Source organism: Providencia sp. 6390 (assembly GCF_058148425.1).
In genome coordinates this window covers 25,713-45,034 of the sequence record NZ_JBYVYL010000002.1, presented here as the reverse complement: position 1 = coordinate 45,034, position 19,322 = coordinate 25,713, and the positions used below count along the sequence as shown (strand labels likewise).

Genomic DNA, 19,322 nt, shown 5'->3' with positions numbered 1-19,322 from the left:
CGATAATAAAAAACAATAGGCTGTCAGTGTAATATGCTTTCAAAAAAAATTACACTGACAATACTTTTGAGATCTTTATCAGAGGTGAATATTGCCAGTCAAAAACAGTGTTGCTTCCCCAGTTAACTTCACGCGCTCACCTTCAACAGAACATCGAACAATACCGCCACGCGCCGATATTTGATTGCCAATTAACTGAGTTTTATTTAATTGCTTGGCCCAAAGAGGTGCAATTGCACAGTGTGAGGTACCTGTAACCGGATCTTCATCGACACCTTTTGCCGGTGCAAAGTAGCGCGACACAAAATCAGCATTTGCTTCATCACTTGCCGCGGTAATGGTTAGCCCTGATAAGGGAAGTTTTGCCATCGCGATAAAGTCAGGTTTACAGTTGGCGACCTGAGTTGCGTCGTGTAAAAAGCAGACATAGCGATCTTTTGCTAGCCACAAAGCGGCAATTTCAACCCCCAATAGGTCAGACAGTTGTGGATAATCAGACACAGCAACTTGTTCGGTTTCAAGGATCGGGAAATCGAGAGTGAAACCTTGCTGATTTTTATAAACGGTGAGTTCGCCTGAAAGAGATTGAAAAGTAAAAGGGGTGATTGGCAATTGTTTAAATTGATGGAGTACGAATGCACATGCAAGGGTCGCATGACCACAGAGTTTTACTTCTTGGTTGGGAGTAAACCAACGAATATGATCATTAACTAAGAATGCGGTTTCTGAGAGATTAATTTCTGCGGCGATCGCGATCAGTTGCTCATCAGCAAGCCATTCTTCTAACAAGACGATAGCCGCAGGGTTACCTTGAAATTGTTGATGAGTAAAAGCATCGACATAGTAAACAGGAAGCGATAGACCACTCATATTGTATTCCAAAAAATAAAGTAATGGTGGAAAGTATATACTTTAAAATGATGAATCGTCGAAATAAAAAACACCCGATAAGTTTCATCGCTTATCGGGTGTTATTATAAACAACTAGCAGAAATTATTTCGCTTTGGCTTCATTAGCATCGGCGTTTTTCAGCATTTTTCTGACCGGGATAATTAATGCAGCCAGAACAATTGCGCAGATAACTAATGCCATTGAAACATGTGAGAACAGTTCAGGCATTGAATTCAGCTGTTCTTTATTGATGTTACCGCCCATGATACCTGCTGCAAGGTTACCTAGCGCACTTGCACAGAACCACAGACCCATCACTTGACCGCGCATTTTTTGTGGAGCTAGCAGCGTCATCGTGGCAAGCCCTATTGGGCTTAAGCACAGCTCACCGAGTGTTAGTAACAAAATGCTGGAGACTAACCAGAACGGTGATACACCTGATTGAGTCGCTAACACTTGGTTTGCCGCCATCATCATGACTGCAAAACCACCCGCAGCAAATAGGATACCAATAACAAACTTGGTCATACTGCTTGGGTTTAGGTTGCGCTTAGCAAGAGAAGGCCAGAACCAGCTAAATACCGGTGCTAATAGAATAATGAACAGTGCGTTAATTGATTGGAACCAAATCGTTGGGATCTCGAATGAACCCATTTGGCGATCAGTATAGTCACGTGCAAAGATATTAAATGAAGTTGGTTTTTGCTCAAATGCTGACCAGAAAAATGCTGCTGCGATTAATAAAATCAGGCAAGCAAGTAGGCGAGAACGTTCGCTACTGTTAAGGCCAGCAAAGAAGAACATGAAAAAGAAATAAATGGCAACACAGGTCGCAATGATATAAGCAGAGCTTTTTGCGATTGTAGAAGCATTAAATGGGATCGTACCGTTATCGATTAAGATAACCAGTACCGCCAGTAACGCCATGGCAACGGTAACCCATTTACCGACATTTTTACGCTCAACGGTTGGGCGGTTCCAAGTGGAATCTAAGCCAACTTCTTTGTCATAACGACGCATTTGTGGGATAGCGTAAAAACGGAACACCAGTAGGGCAATTAACATACCGATACCGCCGAGACCAAAGCCAAGGTGCCAGCCGTATTTTTCATGTAGTGGCCCGATGATCAGCGGAGCAATAAATGACCCCATGTTGATACCCATATAAAACAGTGAGAAACCGCCATCACGGCGTGTGTCATCTTTCTTATACAGCGTACCAACCATAACGGTAATACAGGTTTTGAAAAGTCCTGTACCAAGAACGATCAGCAGCAATCCAACGAAAAAGAAGGTATTACTCCAAAACGCAGACATGGCAATGGATAAGTGACCAAATGCGATGATCAATGAGCCGTACCAAACAGCTCTACGTTGACCTAGCCAGTTGTCAGCTAACCAGCCCCCAGGCAGTGAGGTGATATAGACCCCACCAGCAAAGATACCAACGATAGCGGATGCTTGCTCAATAGGTAGGCCCATGCCACCTTGTAGTAAGGCCGCGCTCATAAACAGTATGAGCAGTGGACGTACGCCATAAAATGAGAACCGTTCCCACATTTCAGTGAGGAACAATGAACTCAGTGGGTATGGATGCCCAAAGAAGGTTTTTGTTTTGGTCGCAGAAGTATTCATCTGTAACTCCGATATTTATTTTTGATTTGGTTGTGCTTGAAAAAACGCCCTGCAAAGCTGAAGGCGCCAAAATATAGAGATATGTTAACGTTAGTATGTAAACATATTTTTAACATACATTATTATAAAAACACTTATAAACAGAATATGTTTATGGTGAAAAGCATCTTTTTAAGGTGAAAAGTCGATATCAATCGCATTTCTCACGATAAGGTAGGCGAAGATACAGGAATTTTGTTGACATGAAAAGAGTAGATTATAAAACAGGCATAGCTTTCAAAAACATAAGCTTAAGGTATGCTTTTTGCTGTTTTTGCATAAAATGCTGTTATACCTACAATAAATGAGGGAAATGAATAAACTACGAATATCAAAATGGCGATAAATTTTTTTGTGTAAAAAGCTAAATAGAAGGTGCTTTACAGCCCTGTGTTTGGCGTTTGATCATATACCATGAATAAATAAGATTGAATAAAACTAAAGCAGCGGTGAAAAAGAAAACCGCACGGAAGCCATAGCTTGCTGCAACAAACGACCCCATTAATGGACCTGTAACATTACCTACATCGCGTAATGCTTGGTTATAACTAAAAATCCGTCCAGTCACTTCGTGGGAAATATTATAGATAATCAGGGTTTGTACCGCAGGCAGTAATGCCGCATTGAGTGCGCCAAGTAAAAAACGTAAAGCACCGAGCTCCCAATAACTACTTACCAACCCCATAGGGAACAATACAAATATCGAGGCGCCTAACACGGCTAATAGGACTTTTTCAGGGCCAATACGATCACTGAGTTTACCTAAGCGTGGGGCGCTGAGTAAGGCTGCAATACCGGGTATGGAAGCAATGACACCACTGATAAAGGCGAGGTTCTCTGTTGAATTCGACAGTTCACGGATATATAGGGTAATAACAGGGTTAATCGAGCCCATTGCAGCTTGAATAATCATGGTGGTGAAAAACAAGCTGATGACTAAGTTTTTGTTTTTCAGTGAGGCAAAAACTTGTTTGGTATTAAGCGAGTCTTTACGTGAAACAGGGGTAAAGCGTTCACGGACGTAAAACAACGTCACAAAAAAGCAGATAAACAGGACTGTTGCTGTGATAAAAAATACGGGGCGCAAGCCGTATTGGTCAGCAAGCAGGCCGCCAATCAATGGGCCAATCAGCGCACCGCTGACAGCCCCCGTCGCTAACACCCCCATTGCCCAACCGCTTTTCTTCACGGGCACTTGGGTCGCAATTAATGCGTTAGCATTAGGTACAAAGCCACCCAATAGCCCAAGTATTGCTCTGAGTGCAAGTAGTTGCCAAATATTTTGTGCGAAGCCAATTAACACCATCACAATCGCCATGCCTAACGCAGAGCGCAGTAGCATCAACTTTCTTCCTTTACGGTCGGAGAGCCTCCCCCAAAATGGCGCAGCAATGGCAGAAAACAAAAACGTAATACTGAAAACGGCACCCGTCCACAGGTTCAATGAGCTGTGGTCAGTAACCCCTAGTTCTTCAATGTACAGTGGAAGAAAAGGCATAATTAAGCTAAATGCGGCACCGGTTAAGAAACAGCCAAACCACACCACATAAAGGTTACGTTTCCAATAATTGTTTTTGGTTAACATAGACTCCTTACGTATTTTTGAAAAAGCACTGCGGCTTAACAGCCGCAGTGTAACTAATGATGAATTTTATCTAAATCGCCGTATAAAGATCCTTCGCCTTTAGGGCGAGTTTTAAATCGCCTATGCAGCCACATATATTGCTCTGGCGCTCTGAGGATCTCAGTTTCGATGATTTTGTTCATTTTAGTGGCGACTGCGACTTCATCTTTGATTGGGAAATTATCAACAGCTGGTTGTATTAATAACTCATAGCCTTTCCCCTCTGGGAGACGACGAAGAGTAAATGGCACCACTAAAGGATCTGCTAAGCGTAATAGGATTGCTGAGCCATTCGTGGTGGCTGCATTCGCTACCGCAAATAAAGGTGCAAATGAACTGTTACGTGGACCATAATCGTGATCTGGTGCATACCAAATAATTTCACCTTGCTTCAAAACTCTTACCATACCTTTAATATCTTTGCGATCAAGCATGTATTTGTTAGAGCGTAAGCGACCACGTGTTTGTATCCAATCTAGCAGCTTGTTGTCATTGGGGCGGTAAACACCAATACCGGGGTTGTGGATGCCAAAGGTACGACCGCCCAACTCTAATGTTAGAAAGTGTATACCCAGAACGATAATACCTCGGCCCGTTGCTTGAGCGGCTAACATGTTTTCACGGCCTTCAGTGCGGCACCAGCGGCGAACACGCCATTCAGGCCAGAACCATGCCATGCCAGTCTCAAAAAGCCCCATGCCTACAGATTCAAAGTTTTTATCAATATAACGTTGACGCTCTTGTAGGCTCATTTCAGGAAAACATAACTCCAAATTGCGATCGGCAATTTGAGCGCGTTTTTTTAAGAAGCGTTTTGAAAATAAGCCTAGGCGGGTTCCCAGCCAATAGATGATTGGGTAGGGTAACAGGACCAGCACATAGAGCAGCCCAATCCCGAGCCAAGTTAGCCAGTAGCGTGGATGTAATAAACTTTTATGAAACTTTGGAGCTTGTATCATCGGTTTCCAAAAATCAGGTTAGTGTTATGAGTTATATTATTTATTGCAACAGCAATTAGTACATTGATATCAGTCACTCAGTTCGTATTTGATGGCTGAATGAGTACTGAAAAGTAATCAATGATCATTTTATTATAACAAACTATTCATTCAATAATTTGGCAGTTTGTAACGTACTGATTAACTCGGCGATATTTCGAACCGCCATTTTTTCCATCACACGTGAACGATGGACTTCCACCGTACGTACTGAAACGCAAGCGACATCGGCAATTTCGCGATTGATGAGGCCTTGTAATACATATTGGCAGATCTCTTTTTCCCTTGGCGTTAGCGTTTGATAGCGCTGCTGAATAAGATAGTTTTCTGTTGCCTGCACAGTTTTGGTTTGTGCTTGTTCAAGGGTTGCTGCTAATTGTTGGCTATCGATAGGTTTCTGTAAGAAATCTACCGCGCCTAATTTGACCTGTTCTACCGCCATTGGGATATCCCCATGGCCTGAGAGAAAAATGACCGCGAGGGTGCTCTGTTGGTCTTTCAGTAATTGATGAACTTGGCGGCCATCCAGTTTAGGCATGCGCATATCGAGCAACACGATACCTTCTTGAAAAAGATTGGCTTGCTGAACAAATTGCTCGCTGTCATTCCAAACAATAACAGGATAACCGAGGGCTTCGAGTAGGAATTGACAGGCATCTGTAACATCAGGATCGTCATCCACCAGATGAATTAGCGTCATAGTTTGTCTCATTCATTATGATTAATGTTTGTTGTCTAATATTAGCACTGTGTATGTTATTTCTTGCCATTATACGAAAATATCAACGTCACTCTTAGGCCATTTAAGCCTTCTTCACTGACATTATTTTCAATGCGAATATCACCGCCTTGGCTTTGAATAAGCCGCTGGCAAATCACCAATCCTAAACCTAACCCTGCTTTTTTGGTGGTTGCAAACGGCGTGATACCTTGCGTGAGTTGTTCTGTACCCATACCGCCTGCATCGTCTTGCAGGACGAGTAAAAATCGCTCAGGCGCAAAGTGAAAACTAAATTGCAGTGTATTAGCACCTGCTTGCAAGCTGTTGCTAATTAGGTTTGATAGTAACTGATCGAGCAAAGTGTCAGGCAGTTTGAGTGAAATATCGTGATCATCGGGTAAAATCAGTTTTACATGTGGATAGTGCTGTGAAACTCGCAATAGTTGCCAAATATGTTGGATGGTCGCGAGAACCGGTTGCTGATGTAAAGGCAACGTGATCTCTTGATGAGGTTTTCCCGCCCATAACCGTAAGTTGCGAATAATGTCAGCCCCTCGCTGCGCTTGGTTGTCGATTTTAGTCAGCGTACCAATAAGTGGGTGTTCTGCGGACTCTTTGGTGAGGCGTAAAATAGAGCCTTGTGCGTAATGACGGATCGCCGAAAGGGGTTGATTAAGTTCATGAGCGAAACCCGAAGCCATTTCCCCTAAGATATTCAGTCGTTGGGCTTTTTCAAGGTTAGCCTCTTGTTGCCTTAAACGGTTATGTGCTTCTTCCAACTGACGGCTGCGGCGACGGACAAGAAATGCAATCCAAACGTGGTTAACACCCAATAAAATAAAAAATAGTGCCACTAATGCAATAGCGATTTGATGTTGGATCACCCAACTGACGATGTCTTGCCAAATTTGCCGTTGCTGCGGGTGTTGATTGACATCACGTAATAAGGTTTCGACTTGATTAACCGAGGCAGGTGCACCCCAGCGCATACCTAATTTATCAGAAGATAATAATGTTTTGGTGACTTTATCAACAAGGTTATCAGGGACATCGCTGAGTGCCGCAAATGACCAATTAGGATACAACTCAGTGCTGGTTTTACAGGATAATGAGCTGTCATGCTCAATTAAAGGACGAAATTGTTTTTTATCGATTAAGCCTTCTTTATCCATATTTTCTAACAGGCAAACAGGGATAATGGCTGCGGAAAGTGAATGGTCACGCAATGCATACAATAGGGCATCCGCGGGGAAGCCAAGAAACTGCATTCTGAAATCTTTTTCAGCATCGTAGCCCATATCCCTTAGTACTTTATAACCTAATAGATACCCACCAAAAGCATCAGGTGAAATAGCGCCAACTTTCTTGCCAATCAGGTTTTTGACTTCAGTAATATCACTGTCTGTACGAACTAAAATCAAACTGCCAATCACATTGCGAGTGGCACTATCTGGCTCTACTGAAGAGCGTAGCGATAGCAACCATCGCAGGTTATAGCGGCTATCGAGCTGAATAAACTGTGCGGGATTGGTCAGCAAAAAATCAATTTTTTGCTCTGAAATGGCATTGCGCATCTCATCAAGATTTAAAGGCAGTAGAGTGAAATGTTCATCAGGCAGTGATTCATTCAGTGTATCGGCAAGTGTTTGCCATTGAGATTGGGTGGATGCCGCGCCCCGTAACGCTAGCACGCCAATTTTCCATTCAGCAGCCATCGCAGGAAATGACCAGGCAATAAGCATGACTATCATTAATCGATACAAAGACATAGGCGTATTTGAGTTATTCGTTGCGTTAGATCAAGTTAATTACGGGTATGTGGTAAACCACAATAGGGAGGTTACGTGGCTCCTCATACAATACAAGCAACTAAAGATAACACACCGTTTTTAAAGAGAAATAAAAATTATTGTGGTTATCCAAAATAGGTTGAAATAACGGCTAATAAAGCCTGTAAAACCAAAAATATACCAATAATGACCATGTTTATGCCATTAGCAATGTCCTACTGGAGCCAATTATGGATCTGAGTAAACGAAAATTTCTACAACAATTAGGGGCAGTCACTGCGGGAGCATCGCTGATCCCGATTGCTGAAGCAGGGCTAAATTTCTCCCCAACTCGTCGTGAAGGCAATCCTGAAAAGCGTTATGGGATGCTGATTGATCTGCGCCGTTGTGTTGGATGCCAATCTTGCACTGTCAGTTGTGCAGTGGAAAACCAAACACCGCAAGGGCAATTTCGTACTACTGTGAACCAATACCAAGTCTCCTTGAAAGGGGAAGAAGGTTTCACCAACGTTCTACTACCACGTTTATGTAATCATTGTGATAGCCCACCTTGTGTGCCTGTCTGCCCAGTACAAGCAACATTCCAACGTGAAGACGGCATTGTGGTCATTGATAATGAACGTTGTGTTGGCTGTGCTTACTGTGTTCAGGCCTGCCCATACGATGCACGTTTTATCAACCACACGACGCAAACAGCGGATAAATGTACTTTCTGTGCACATCGCCTTGAAGTTGGCTTACTGCCCGCATGTGTTGAGTCTTGTGTCGGTGGGGCGCGTATTATCGGTGATCTCAAAGACCCTAACAGTACAATTCGCCAAATGTTAGCGGAACATGAAGCTGAAATTAAAGTCCTAAAACCGGAAAGTGGCACCTTGCCGCAAGTGTTTTATTTAGGTCTGGACGATGCTTTTGTTCAACCATTGGCTGGTAAAGGGCAACCCGCATTGTGGCAGGAGGTGTTCTGATGAGTGAACAAGTGACCTATATTGCAGAAATTATGGCGCAACCCCAAGAGTTTTTCTGGTTACCTTGGGCAGTTCAATATTTCTTTTTTATTGGTATTGCAGCCTGTGCAACCCTATATGCTTGCTACCTACATTGGCAGGGTAAAAGTGAAAACAGTCGATTAGAAATGATTGCGGTGTTTATCACCATCACGATGGGGATCACTGCGCCGTTAGCCTTAACTGCTGACTTGCATCAAACAGCACGTGTTTGGCATTTTTACGCACATCCAACGTTATGGTCATGGATGTGGTGGGGATCGGTGTTATTACCATTATTTACCACATTCACAGGACTCTATTTTGTTGCGTTGCTGGTGAAGTTTATTTGGAAAAAAGAGTTTAAAGCAACTCGTTGGGTTGCGTTGTTATCTGCGCTTTCAGCGATTGGATTGTTGTTATACACAGGTAGAGAAGCATCGGTATTGATTGCACGCCCTATTTGGTTTAGCTGGTGGATCCCTGTTCTGATGTTCTTAAGTGCGATGCAAACTGTTCCAGCGCTGATCAGCTTAGGCGCACGTCGTGAACCACAATATCAGCAACGTTTAGCACGTATGCAAGTGATCACCTTGCTGTTATTAGCCGTTTGTTTCGCATTGTGGCTGTCAGGTGATACTATTTCAGGTATTGCAGTACGTCATCAAGTCGATGTTGCTAGCCCTGGTTGGTGGATGTTAATGGGGATCTGCGCCCTGTGGTTAGTTTCACTAGCGATGTCAATCGGTAACTTAAAATCAACACGCCCAATGGTTTATATCACTATTACTGCATTAGTGGCGATGGGGTTAACGTGGAGCTTACGTTGGGTGTTCTTAATGGAAGTTCAAGCTGTGCCGAAATATAACATTCTCGTTAACCCATATCACTTCCCAATGGGGACGGATGGGTTATTAGCATTGCTTGGAACCTTTGGTTTGTGGATCGCATTAACCATTATTATTCGTGAAGGTGTTCGTTGGTTTGCTAGGAGAGTGCAACATGGCTAAATTCTCAAGACGTCAATGGCTTAAAGGTGGTTTAGTTGTTGGTGGGTTAGCACTGTTCGGCGCTGGTTATCGTGATGTGGCGAAACGTGCCGTTGATGGCCTTGCCAATGGCACATCAGGTAAAGTCACCTTAGATCGTATCAATGGAAACTCTTTGCGCCCTGAAGGCCAAGCCAATGGTGAGTGGAAAGAAAACCCTGAACAAGTGGTTGCGATGACCCAGTGTTTTGGTTGCTGGACGCAATGTGGTATTCGTGCTCGTGTCGATACCGCGAAAAATGAAGTTCTGCGTATTGCAGGTAACCCTTATCACCCATTGTCCCATGAAAAACACTTCCCCTATGGGATGCCGCTGAAAACGGCGTTCAATAAAATGGGCGGTGAAAGTGGATTAGAAAATCGTTCAACTGCTTGTGCACGCGGTGCAACTCTGATGGAAGGTTTGACGAGTCCGCTACGTATCCTTGAGCCAATGAAACGTGTCGGTAAACGCGGAGAAGGCAAATGGGAACGCATCAGCTTTGAACAACTGATTAAAGAAGTGGTTGAAGGGGGTGATCTGTTCGGTGAAGGCCATGTTGATGGTTTACGTGCGATCCGTGATCTCGAAACACCCCTTGATCCCTTACAGCCAAAACTAGGTCCTAAAGCTAACCAATTGTTGGTCACCAACGCAGGCGATGATGGTCGTGATGGTTTTATTCGCCGTTTTGCACAAAACGCATTTGGTAGTAAAAACTTTGGGGCACACGGTTCGTATTGCGGCTTAGCCTATCGTGCGGGCTCCGGTGCATTAATGGATGATTTAGATAAAAACGCTCACGTTAAGCCCGATTGGGACAATGTTCGCTTTGCGTTATTTATTGGTACTTCACCTGCACAATCAGGTAACCCTTTCAAACGCCAAGGGCGCCAACTAGCTTCTGCGCGTTTACGCGATAACTTTAATTATGTGGTGGTTGCACCTGCGTTACCGTTAACGACGACGCTGGCTAATGATCATGGTCATTGGGTTCCAGTACAGCCGGGAACTGATGCTGCATTAGTGATGGGGATGATCCGTTGGATCATTGAAAACGAGCGCTACAATGCCGCTTACTTGAGTGTTCCAAGTGAAAAATCGATGCAAGCCGTGGGTGAGAAAAGCTGGACTAACTCAACGCACTTGGTGATCACGGATGATAATCATCCATTAGCAGGGCAATTATTGATTGCATCCCATCTCAATGGTCAACCCGCTGAAGATGAAGAAAGTCAAAAAGCCTATATGGTACAAGATGCTTCGGGTGAGTTAAAACAGGCTGATGATGTTGGCAACGCCGAATTGTTTGTGACCCGCACTGTCACATTATTTGATGGTAGTGAAGTCACGGTAAAATCAAGTTTCCAATGCCTGAAAGATGCCGCAGATCGCATGACGTTGGATGAGTACAGCCAACGCTGCCAAGTACCAGTGAAAACCATTGAATCATTGGGTCGCGCATTGACGTCCTATGATCGTAAAGCCGCAGTCATTTCTCACGGTGGTATGATGGGAGGTAACGGCTTCTATACCGCTTGGTCGGTAATAATGTTAAATGCATTAATTGGTAACCTAAACTTAAAAGGTGGGGTATCGGTTGGTGGCGGTAAATTTAACGGTGAAAATGACGGCCCTCGTTACAACATGGCAAGCTATGCAGGCAAAGTGAAGCCAAAAGGGGTGGTATTATCACGCAGTAATGAAGTTTATGAAAAATCGGATGAATTTAAAGCACGTATTGCTGCGGGTGAAAAACCATATCCCGCAAAAGCGCCTTGGTATCCGTTTGCAAAAGGGCAGTTAACTGAACAGCTCGCTTCTGCTCTGATGGGCTATCCGTATTCATTGAAGGCTTGGATCACCAATATGACCAACCCTGTTTATGGTATCGCAGGTATCCGTCAGGTCATGGAAGAAAAACTGAAAGATCCAAAACATCTGCCATTAATCATTGGTATCGATGCTTTCATGAACGAAACTACGGCACTGGCAGACTATATTGTACCCGATACACATAACTTTGAGAGCTGGGGTTTTAGTGCTCCATGGTCAGGTGTTCAGGTAAAAGCGAGCACAGCACGTTGGCCTATTGTTGAATCACGCACTGTGAAAACTGCAGATGGACAACCTGTTTCAATGGAGGCTTTCTGTATTGCAGTTGCCAAAGAACTTAATCTTCCGGGATTTGGTGATAACGTCATTGAAGATATGGATGGTAATAAATACCCATTAAATAGTGCCGAAGATTACTATCTACGGGTAGCCGCTAATATGGCATGGTTGGGTGAGAAACCCGTTCCAGAGGCGGCAACCGAAGATATCCAAATCAGTGGCGTTGAACGTATCTTACCTGCCATAAGCAACACATTAAAACCTGAAGAAATACGCCGTGTTGCTTATATCTACACGCGCGGTGGACGTTTTGCACCTTATGAAAAAGCATGGGACGGTGAGGCTACAGGGCCGAAGTGGAAAAAAGGCTTACAAATTTGGAACCCAACGGTTGCGATTAATCGCCATGCTATTACCGGTGAACGTTACAGTGGCTGCCCGACCTATTACCCACCACGTTTAGCCAATGGTGATGATATTAACAAGGTGTTCCCACCCGCAGAGTGGCCATTAAAACTGATGTCATTTAAGTCACATGTGATGAGTAGCTCAACCACCATGATCGAGCGCTTACGTCATGTGAAGCCAACGAACATGGTTGCGATACATCCTGATGACGCGCAGAAAATGGGCGTTAAACATGGCGACTGGGTCAAAATCACCACACCGGGTGGTTATGCAGAGGCGCAAATCAGTGTATTGGATGGCGTGATGCCAGGGGTGCTAGCTATTGAGCATGGTTATGGTCACAAAGAAATGGGGGCCAAACAACATTACCTTGATGGTAGCCCATTACCAATGAATGCAGCGAATGGATCAGGGATTAACTTAAATGATTTAGGTTTTGCTGACCCAACCCGTGAAGTGGCAAACACTTGGTTAGATTGGGTCTCAGGTGCTTCGGTAAGACAAGGCTTACCGGCTAAAATTGAGTTAATTGCCTAATGTAAATTGTGACCGGAAGCACTGCCTCCGGTCACTCAATAATTAAAAAGTTGATATTGCGCTTTACGATGTGGCTACCTCATCGTAACTTCGGCAAATATTTAGGGGCTATTTATCTTTGCTGATGATTTTTACAACGATAAAAGATTGAAAAACAGCCTGATTAGTTGATTTATCATTTTAATAGACTAACTCTTTATGGTTTGAGTTAAAAATGATGTTTGAATGTTGCCCTACGGGTTCGATTAAAGAACGTTTCACTCATTTGATGCTACGTTGAGAGGCTCTTGCCTAAAATGTCTTTAATTCGAATAAAAATTCACCTTCAAAGATAAACAGCCCCTAGGAGGGGGAGCCCTCCTTTTTTTATGCTTTTTTATCGAGAACGAGGTGACAGAAGCGGTGAAACCACCTCACTGAGTATGAGACTTTGGTACATCAATATACCCAATAAAATAAATAATAAACCTGCACATAGGCTAATCGCGATCCCCCAATAGGGCGACCATGCAAAACCTTTCGATTTGGCAATCTGAGTTGCGACTCCTCGCATGCAATAGACAAACAATGCAATGGCGCAAATAGTTAAGGCAGTGCCAACCGCCATGGCGAGTGCCGCCAGTATTCCCCATTGATACACACCAATAACATAAGAAAAAAGCAGCACTAATAAAGCGCCTGAGCAGGGTCTTAGCCCCATAGACAAGACCACAATAGCTTGTGTTTTGAGGTTGGACTGTAATTGATGGTGAGATGGTACATGTTGATGCCCACAGCCACAAACAGGTTCAACAGAGGACAATGGTTTAATCACTGCATTTGGTTTGCTATTAAGCGTTGCAAATGAATGAATTTTTAGTGCTGAAGTGATGTTTTTTTGACGAATTTTCCACCACTGGCGCAGTGCCTTGAAACAACACAATACGCCTAATAGGATCACGAATGCATAGCTAAGTTTTTCACTGTATTGACCGACCATATGTAAGTGACGAGTTGACAGCTGAAAGATAATTAAAATGACTGATACCAATATGATGGCGACTAGCCCCTGAAGCAACGAGGCCAATAAACTCAGGATGACACTCTGTTTTAATTGAGTTGGCTGAGTGGCAATATAGGTCGTAATAATCAGTTTTCCATGCCCAGGGCCAATGGCATGTAGTAATCCATATAAAAAACTGATACCCATTAATAACAATCCAGCCTGAAATGGTTGCTCACGAGTGGCTTGTAACAGTTCAGTGAGAGATAAATTGAGCTGTCGTTGCCATACGACACTGGTTTTTAGCCATAATGGCCAGTATTGATAAATTTGATAACTCACACCTGCAATAACAACCAAAAATAAGGCTATGCCAATTATTTTTAAGCGAGATGTATTAGTGGATTGAGTTATTGGCATTGTATTTTTACCTTCTGAGCAAACTGCAACCCAAGTGTTTCATCTTCTTCCGGCGATTGATTAATATCCAGAGAATAGGCGTAAAAACGTAGCTCGTCGGTAACGTTAGGTTCATGCAGAGTGATTTTGCATTGTGTTTGAGGATCTTTAGATGCGTGGAGTGATTTTTGATCGGGGTAGGTCATACTGACAAAAAAAGTGGGGTCGTAGGTCATAAATTCAATATCGGCGCCTGCGACAGGGATCGGCTGCTTCAACCGTGCGGTAAATGAAAAAATGAGTTGTAGGCCATCACGTTGTAGTCGGTAATCAGTCGGTAAAGTTTGAAAGGCAATTTTTTTACCCTGAGAATAGAAATCGGTGAAATAGTCTTGTGCGAGGATATTCGCCATGATGGTAGCTGCTTGGGTTCGCCATTTGGGCTCATCTTCTTTACTATTTTTTAGTTCATAGGCGATGTCCGCGGAAGTCATCGGATCCATTTTCCATGTGAAGGTCAGCCCAACAAATTGCTGTTCTTTGACATCTGGAGCCACCTGCATATCGATGAAACTATGAGGATGAGCAAGGCTTTTAGTGGTAAAAAGTAGAGAGAAGAATAGAAACAATACATTGAATTTCATAATAATATGTTCAACAAGTTTGGTGAAAGCAGCGCCAATAAATCAAATGTTATAATATAACTTAATTTCTATTTGAAATAAATTCAATCATTATCTATTTATCGATCGCTTGTAATATGCGAAATGTAATCGTGTTTTTGTTAAAATTGGAGAAGTTTTGTTAATTTCATGTCATAATAGAGGGTTATTGATTTAGGTTATAATGATATAATCCATAAAATCAATAATTTATTCAATATCAATGAGTTACGAAGGAATTGAGAACACCATGCCAGTGTTACATAACCAAATCTCGAACAAAATCCTGAAAGAGCGTATGTTGGCGGAGACCGAGCCACGCACGACGATTTCTTTTTATAAGTATTTCAATATCCAAGATCCTGATGCATTCAGAGACAATTGGTACAAACAATTTAAAGCGTTGGGTGTTTTTGGCCGCGTTTACATTGCTAAAGAAGGGATCAATGCGCAAATCAGCGTACCTGAATCTAATGTTGAGGCACTACGCGAGCTGATTTATACCACGAGTTCTGAACTAAATGATTTACGCCTTAACATTGCTATTGATGATGATGGTAAATCTTTCTGGGTTTTACGTATGAAAGTACGTGAGCGAGTCGTCGCTGATGGTATAACCGATGACTCATTTAACCCAGCGAATACAGGGCAGTATCTCAAAGCTCATGAAGTGAATGAGATGATTGATAACCCTGAAACCATTTTTGTTGATATGCGTAATCATTACGAATATGAAGTTGGTCATTTTGAAAATGCGCTTGAAGTTCCTTCTGATACTTTTAGAGAGCAGCTTCCAATGGCAGTCGAAATGCTACAGCAACAAAAAGATAAAAATATCGTGATGTATTGCACTGGTGGTATTCGTTGTGAAAAAGCGAGTGCTTATATGCTGCATAACGGGTTTAAAAATGTTTACCACGTTGAAGGCGGTATTATTGAGTATGCACGTAAGGCAAAAGAGCAAGGGTTACCATTACGTTTTAAAGGTAAAAACTTTGTATTCGACAACCGTATGGGCGAGCGGATCACCGATGATATGTTAGCGCATTGCCACCAGTGTGGTGAGCCATGTGACTCACATACTAACTGCAGTAACGATGGTTGCCATTTGTTGTTTATTCAATGCCCTTCTTGTGCAGAAAAATATGAAGGTTGTTGCAGCACGGCATGTACAGAAGAGATGAAATTGCCAGAAGAAGAGCAACGAGCTCGCCGTGCTGGACGTGAGGTCAGTAATAAAATATTCAATAAATCACGTCACCGTTTATCAGATGGTTTATTAAATAACGACAAATAATCATCATAAGAATTATATTTGTTCTAGCCCCCAATAGTTTTTTAAACAATTATTGGGGGCTATTTTTTAATACAGGTATTTAAAAATATTATAAATAAAGAACAGCTCGATGCGATTTTTAGCGTAAACTTTTGAGGCAATATGCCTTTTTTGTGAATAAACAGTACTATTACTGATCCCCAATTTCTTTGAAATAATATGATTGGGGGTTTCATTCATCCAGCTATTGATTATACATTGTTCTTTTAATGTAAATATTGAAGAGTTTGCATTACTGGTTAGTTTTATCGTTTCTTCAATTTGTTCAGGTTCATTAATGACTTTATCCAATGTGGGAATAATGATATTTTTAGACATGATAAAGTAGTTGTTTTTTAATAACAATGGTTTATCTGATATTGGGTAGGCTGCATTAATATAAATATAGAACCTTATTTCATTTGAACTATTTAGCAGTTTTTTTAAAACTAAGCAAAAATTTGAGTGATGGCAATAATAAGTTAAATTCACAAGAATAATGGTTGGCTTACTATTGTTAATGCAATTAATAGCCTCTTTGATACATCCTACACTGATAAACTCTAATTTTTTATTAGAAGATAAATACTCAGTAATGCCTACACGAGTGTAATAACATTCATCAATAACTAATATTCTCATAAGGAACATCCCTGTTCTAAAAGAATGTTACAATAAATGGGAATGGATGTTGAAGTCAATAAATGAATTATAAATTACGATTAACTTACATCGTTTTTTTATAATAAGTTAATAATTATATATATTATTATCGTAATAAATAATACATGGCAACAAATGTTATAATGAAATTAATAAATTTAAAATAATATCAAAATAAAATTATGTGAGGAATTGGTGGCTTCTCTGTTATTAGCAATAATTCGAGGTGCAGCTAGGCGGCAAGTGAACGAATCGTTAGGAGCCTAGAAAACACGGTGAATGGCGTGAGTAAACCTAGCTTCGTATACCTTAACGAAAAGCGCTGCAACTTGAAGTATAACGAGTATATAAAAATATCCCTGATTAATGGATATTTGGCACACACCAAATATCCATTACTTTCACTAGTGCGTCTTAAAGTCAGGCTCTACGTAATCGCCGGATTCAATTTTATCAATACCGGCCTGTAGAATATCAATTAGTTGTCTGGCTACATCGGTCGTTAACCACATTGTTTTATCAACAATGGCATTCTCATTTTGTTCACTTTTTTCTGGGAGGTAATGCAAACGTAACATCATTGCATTATAAGCATCAACAGTACTGATGTCCCAGCCAACAACAGGGTGGGTCTGAATTACATCATCTTTTCTATTCATGGACACCTCCTAATCATACTGCGTGATAAATAGTTATCGATAACTGACTAAGGGCGAAAACTCATATGCAATGAGTACTTGTTAGTATAAGGGGATTTTGCCAATTGAAAAGGGGATCACAGACTTTTTTGTGTACTAATGACAGTTAATGCAAAAATCAACAGGGAACAAAGCTCCCCGTTGAAAACAACTAATCAATATTACGTACAGTCCAGCGAGAATCTTCACCCGCGAGGAATGGGATGAGTTTATCATTACCACACTCAATGATTTCGGTAGTGATATTTTGCTCTTTGGTTAACTGAATATAGCCTTCATTGACGGGTAAATTATAGAATTTTGGACCATTTAATGAACAGAATGCTTCAAAGTGCGCTAATGCCCCTAATTCTTCAAAGACTGTTGCATAGGCAGCCAATGCTGTTGGCGCGTTAAATACACCTGCACAGCCACAAGAGGACTCTTTACGGTGTTGGGCATGTGGTGCGGTATCTGTCCCTAAAAAGAAACGATCGCTCCCTGAGGCTACAGCAGCGCGCAAGGCTTCTTGGTGGATATTACGTTTCAGGATAGGCAAGCAATACAGGTGCGGGCGAACACCCCCGACTAACATGTGATTACGATTAAACATCAAATGTTGGGGCGTTAGTGTCGCTGCTAAAGAGCCACTTGCTTCTTGCACGTATTGTGCTGCTTCTTTGGTAGTTATGTGCTCAAAAACGACTTTCAATTGAGGGAAAGCTTTTCTGAGCGGCTCCATAACTTGTTCAATAAAGCGTGCTTCACGGTCAAAAATATCAATATCACTGGCGGTGACTTCACCATGGATCAGTAAAGGCATGCCTGCTTGTTCCATTGCACCCAGTACTGAGTAGATATTTTTAATATCAGAGACGCCATGACTTGAGTTTGTTGTCGCATTCGCTGGATATAACTTACATGCAGTAAAAACGCCTTCATTAAAACCGCGGATCAACTCATCGGCATTGGTGCTATCAGTCAAATAGCAGGTCATTAACGGGGTAAATTGCTGGCCAGCAGGAACAGCTTGCAGGATACGTTCACGGTAGGCCTTCGCCATTTCAATGGTTGTCACTGGTGGGACAAGGTTTGGCATGACAATGGCACGACCAAAAAACTGGCTGGTGTAAGGCACAACGGTTTTCAGCATTTCGCCATCGCGAAAATGTACATGCCAATCATCAGGGCGGCGAATAGTTAAAGTAGTTGTCATGAAACCGGCTCCGTTAGGGGAAAATAAAGTGATGAGCGAGGAGTGCTCAAGCCGGAACAGGATAATAAAACGAAAACGATAAAATATCTATGTTAATTAATGATTATCTTGCCAGATGGTGAAAATATTTGATAAGGGAATAATAGAGGAAAATTAGCGAAATATTACAGAAGAGATCTTTAAGTTGGCTCCTCCAGCTGGACTTGAACCAGCGACATACGGATTAACAGTCCGCCGTTCTACCGACTGAACTATGGAGGAACTCCCTAAAGCGAGTTGAATAGTAGCGTTACCGATGTGAAATGTCAAAGAAGAAACCACAATAAAAGTTTGATTGCCTGTTATGTGATCGAATCGATGCAAGTTTCAACGGAATGGTATGTTGAGAGTGGTGATACCAGTAGAAAAGGTAAATCTGAAAAAGCAAAAAGCCCGCTATAAAGCGGGCTTCTTAAATTTGGCTCCTCCAGCTGGACTTGAACCAGCGACATACGGATTAACAGTCCGCCGTTCTACCGACTGAACTATGGAGGAATTGCTTTGTTCCTGAGAACGAGGCGCATATTACCCATCCTGTTGTGAGTTGTAAAGTATAAATATCAAAAAAAACGCCAAGTGATTGCTAAATAAGCAA

The 19,322-nt window shown here is 42.1% G+C and carries 15 protein-coding genes and 2 tRNA genes; 4 read left to right on the top strand and 13 right to left on the bottom strand.

The genetic code is table 11. The annotated features are described in order from the left end of the window. Positions 1–78 precede the first annotated feature (78 nt). From AC3Z9T_RS05270 to ttrS, 6 genes are all read right to left on the bottom strand, one after another. Positions 79–870 (bottom strand): PhzF family phenazine biosynthesis protein, encoded by a 792-nt coding sequence (locus AC3Z9T_RS05270; RefSeq protein ID WP_490125177.1) that lies wholly within the window; start codon positions 868–870, stop codon positions 79–81. A gap of 124 nt (positions 871–994) precedes the next feature. Continuing rightward, positions 995–2,527, bottom strand: a complete 1,533-nt coding sequence (locus AC3Z9T_RS05265) for a peptide MFS transporter (protein ID WP_490125176.1) — start codon at positions 2,525–2,527, stop codon at positions 995–997. A gap of 403 nt (positions 2,528–2,930) precedes the next feature. Then, complete coding sequence (mdtG, locus tag AC3Z9T_RS05260; RefSeq protein WP_490125175.1) at positions 2,931–4,151, bottom strand: multidrug efflux MFS transporter MdtG; 1,221 nt, start codon at positions 4,149–4,151, stop codon at positions 2,931–2,933. A 53-nt stretch (positions 4,152–4,204) separates the two neighbouring features. Next, on the bottom strand, positions 4,205–5,149 hold the full coding sequence (locus tag AC3Z9T_RS05255; protein WP_490125174.1) for a Kdo(2)-lipid IV(A) acyltransferase: 945 nt from the start codon (positions 5,147–5,149) through the stop codon (positions 4,205–4,207). 142 nt (positions 5,150–5,291) lie between these two features. Then, positions 5,292–5,888 carry a tetrathionate respiration response regulator TtrR gene (ttrR, locus tag AC3Z9T_RS05250; RefSeq protein WP_490125173.1) on the bottom strand — a complete coding sequence of 199 codons (597 nt, stop codon included), beginning with the start codon at positions 5,886–5,888 and terminating at the stop codon, positions 5,292–5,294. A gap of 56 nt (positions 5,889–5,944) precedes the next feature. After that, entirely contained in the window at positions 5,945–7,678 is a 1,734-nt protein-coding gene (gene ttrS / locus AC3Z9T_RS05245) for a tetrathionate respiration histidine kinase TtrS (protein WP_490125172.1), read from the bottom strand. A 251-nt stretch (positions 7,679–7,929) separates the two neighbouring features. On the opposite strand from ttrS, the gene ttrB reads away from it, so the two are divergent. The 3 genes from ttrB to ttrA are packed head-to-tail and all read left to right on the top strand — an operon-like array spanning position 7,930 to position 12,774. Beyond that, the gene (gene ttrB / locus AC3Z9T_RS05240; RefSeq protein WP_490125171.1) at positions 7,930–8,667 is read left to right on the top strand and encodes a tetrathionate reductase subunit TtrB; all 738 of its coding nucleotides are present in this window, start codon (positions 7,930–7,932) and stop codon (positions 8,665–8,667) included. Further along, complete coding sequence (ttrC, locus tag AC3Z9T_RS05235) at positions 8,667–9,695, top strand: tetrathionate reductase subunit TtrC (protein WP_490125170.1); 1,029 nt, start codon at positions 8,667–8,669, stop codon at positions 9,693–9,695. Before ttrB ends, ttrC begins: the two co-directional genes overlap by 1 nt. Further along, positions 9,688–12,774 (top strand): tetrathionate reductase subunit TtrA, encoded by a 3,087-nt coding sequence (gene ttrA, locus AC3Z9T_RS05230; RefSeq protein ID WP_490125169.1) that lies wholly within the window; start codon positions 9,688–9,690, stop codon positions 12,772–12,774. The genes ttrC and ttrA overlap by 8 nt, the downstream gene beginning before the upstream one ends. A 376-nt stretch (positions 12,775–13,150) precedes the next feature. On the opposite strand, the gene AC3Z9T_RS05225 is transcribed toward ttrA, so the two are convergent. Further along, entirely contained in the window at positions 13,151–14,176 is a 1,026-nt protein-coding gene (locus tag AC3Z9T_RS05225) for a nickel/cobalt transporter (RefSeq protein ID WP_490125168.1), read from the bottom strand. After that, entirely contained in the window at positions 14,167–14,799 is a 633-nt protein-coding gene (locus AC3Z9T_RS05220) for a DUF1007 family protein (protein WP_490125167.1), read from the bottom strand. The genes AC3Z9T_RS05225 and AC3Z9T_RS05220 overlap by 10 nt, the downstream gene beginning before the upstream one ends. A gap of 268 nt (positions 14,800–15,067) precedes the next feature. On the opposite strand from AC3Z9T_RS05220, the gene trhO reads away from it, so the two are divergent. Continuing rightward, positions 15,068–16,114: an oxygen-dependent tRNA uridine(34) hydroxylase TrhO gene (gene trhO, locus AC3Z9T_RS05215; RefSeq protein ID WP_490125166.1), complete on the top strand. Its 1,047-nt coding sequence runs from the start codon at positions 15,068–15,070 to the stop codon at positions 16,112–16,114. Positions 16,115–16,180: 66 nt separating this feature from the next. On the opposite strand, the gene AC3Z9T_RS05210 is transcribed toward trhO, so the two are convergent. From AC3Z9T_RS05210 to AC3Z9T_RS05190, 5 genes are all read right to left on the bottom strand, one after another. Further along, complete coding sequence (locus AC3Z9T_RS05210; protein ID WP_490125165.1) at positions 16,181–16,774, bottom strand: LuxR C-terminal-related transcriptional regulator; 594 nt, start codon at positions 16,772–16,774, stop codon at positions 16,181–16,183. 425 nt (positions 16,775–17,199) lie between these two features. Continuing rightward, positions 17,200–17,454 (bottom strand): biofilm formation regulator BssS, encoded by a 255-nt coding sequence (gene bssS, locus AC3Z9T_RS05205; protein WP_490125164.1) that lies wholly within the window; start codon positions 17,452–17,454, stop codon positions 17,200–17,202. A gap of 190 nt (positions 17,455–17,644) precedes the next feature. Beyond that, the gene (gene pyrC, locus AC3Z9T_RS05200) at positions 17,645–18,688 is read right to left on the bottom strand and encodes a dihydroorotase (RefSeq protein WP_490125163.1); all 1,044 of its coding nucleotides are present in this window, start codon (positions 18,686–18,688) and stop codon (positions 17,645–17,647) included. A 185-nt stretch (positions 18,689–18,873) separates the two neighbouring features. Continuing rightward, positions 18,874–18,949: transfer RNA gene (locus AC3Z9T_RS05195), tRNA-Asn, on the bottom strand. Between the two features lie 197 nt (positions 18,950–19,146). After that, positions 19,147–19,222: transfer RNA gene (locus AC3Z9T_RS05190), tRNA-Asn, on the bottom strand. Between the last annotated feature and the right edge of the window lie 100 nt (positions 19,223–19,322).

Bases quoted from the DNA above. Each gene is read 5' to 3' on its own strand.
- ttrC (WP_490125170.1), top strand. From the start codon at position 8,667: ATGAGTGAACAAGTGACCTATATTGCAGAAATTATGGCGCAACCCCAA.
- AC3Z9T_RS05270 (WP_490125177.1), bottom strand. From the start codon at position 870: ATGAGTGGTCTATCGCTTCCTGTTTACTATGTCGATGCTTTTACTCAT.
- pyrC (WP_490125163.1), bottom strand. From the start codon at position 18,688: ATGACAACTACTTTAACTATTCGCCGCCCTGATGATTGGCATGTACAT.
- AC3Z9T_RS05265 (WP_490125176.1), bottom strand. From the start codon at position 2,527: ATGAATACTTCTGCGACCAAAACAAAAACCTTCTTTGGGCATCCATAC.
- AC3Z9T_RS05255 (WP_490125174.1), bottom strand. From the start codon at position 5,149: ATGATACAAGCTCCAAAGTTTCATAAAAGTTTATTACATCCACGCTAC.
- ttrS (WP_490125172.1), bottom strand. From the start codon at position 7,678: ATGTCTTTGTATCGATTAATGATAGTCATGCTTATTGCCTGGTCATTT.
- ttrR (WP_490125173.1), bottom strand. From the start codon at position 5,888: ATGACGCTAATTCATCTGGTGGATGACGATCCTGATGTTACAGATGCC.
- AC3Z9T_RS05220 (WP_490125167.1), bottom strand. From the start codon at position 14,799: ATGAAATTCAATGTATTGTTTCTATTCTTCTCTCTACTTTTTACCACT.
- trhO (WP_490125166.1), top strand. From the start codon at position 15,068: ATGCCAGTGTTACATAACCAAATCTCGAACAAAATCCTGAAAGAGCGT.
- bssS (WP_490125164.1), bottom strand. From the start codon at position 17,454: ATGAATAGAAAAGATGATGTAATTCAGACCCACCCTGTTGTTGGCTGG.
- AC3Z9T_RS05225 (WP_490125168.1), bottom strand. From the start codon at position 14,176: ATGCCAATAACTCAATCCACTAATACATCTCGCTTAAAAATAATTGGC.
- AC3Z9T_RS05210 (WP_490125165.1), bottom strand. From the start codon at position 16,774: ATGAGAATATTAGTTATTGATGAATGTTATTACACTCGTGTAGGCATT.
- mdtG (WP_490125175.1), bottom strand. From the start codon at position 4,151: ATGTTAACCAAAAACAATTATTGGAAACGTAACCTTTATGTGGTGTGG.
- ttrB (WP_490125171.1), top strand. From the start codon at position 7,930: ATGGATCTGAGTAAACGAAAATTTCTACAACAATTAGGGGCAGTCACT.
- ttrA (WP_490125169.1), top strand. From the start codon at position 9,688: ATGGCTAAATTCTCAAGACGTCAATGGCTTAAAGGTGGTTTAGTTGTT.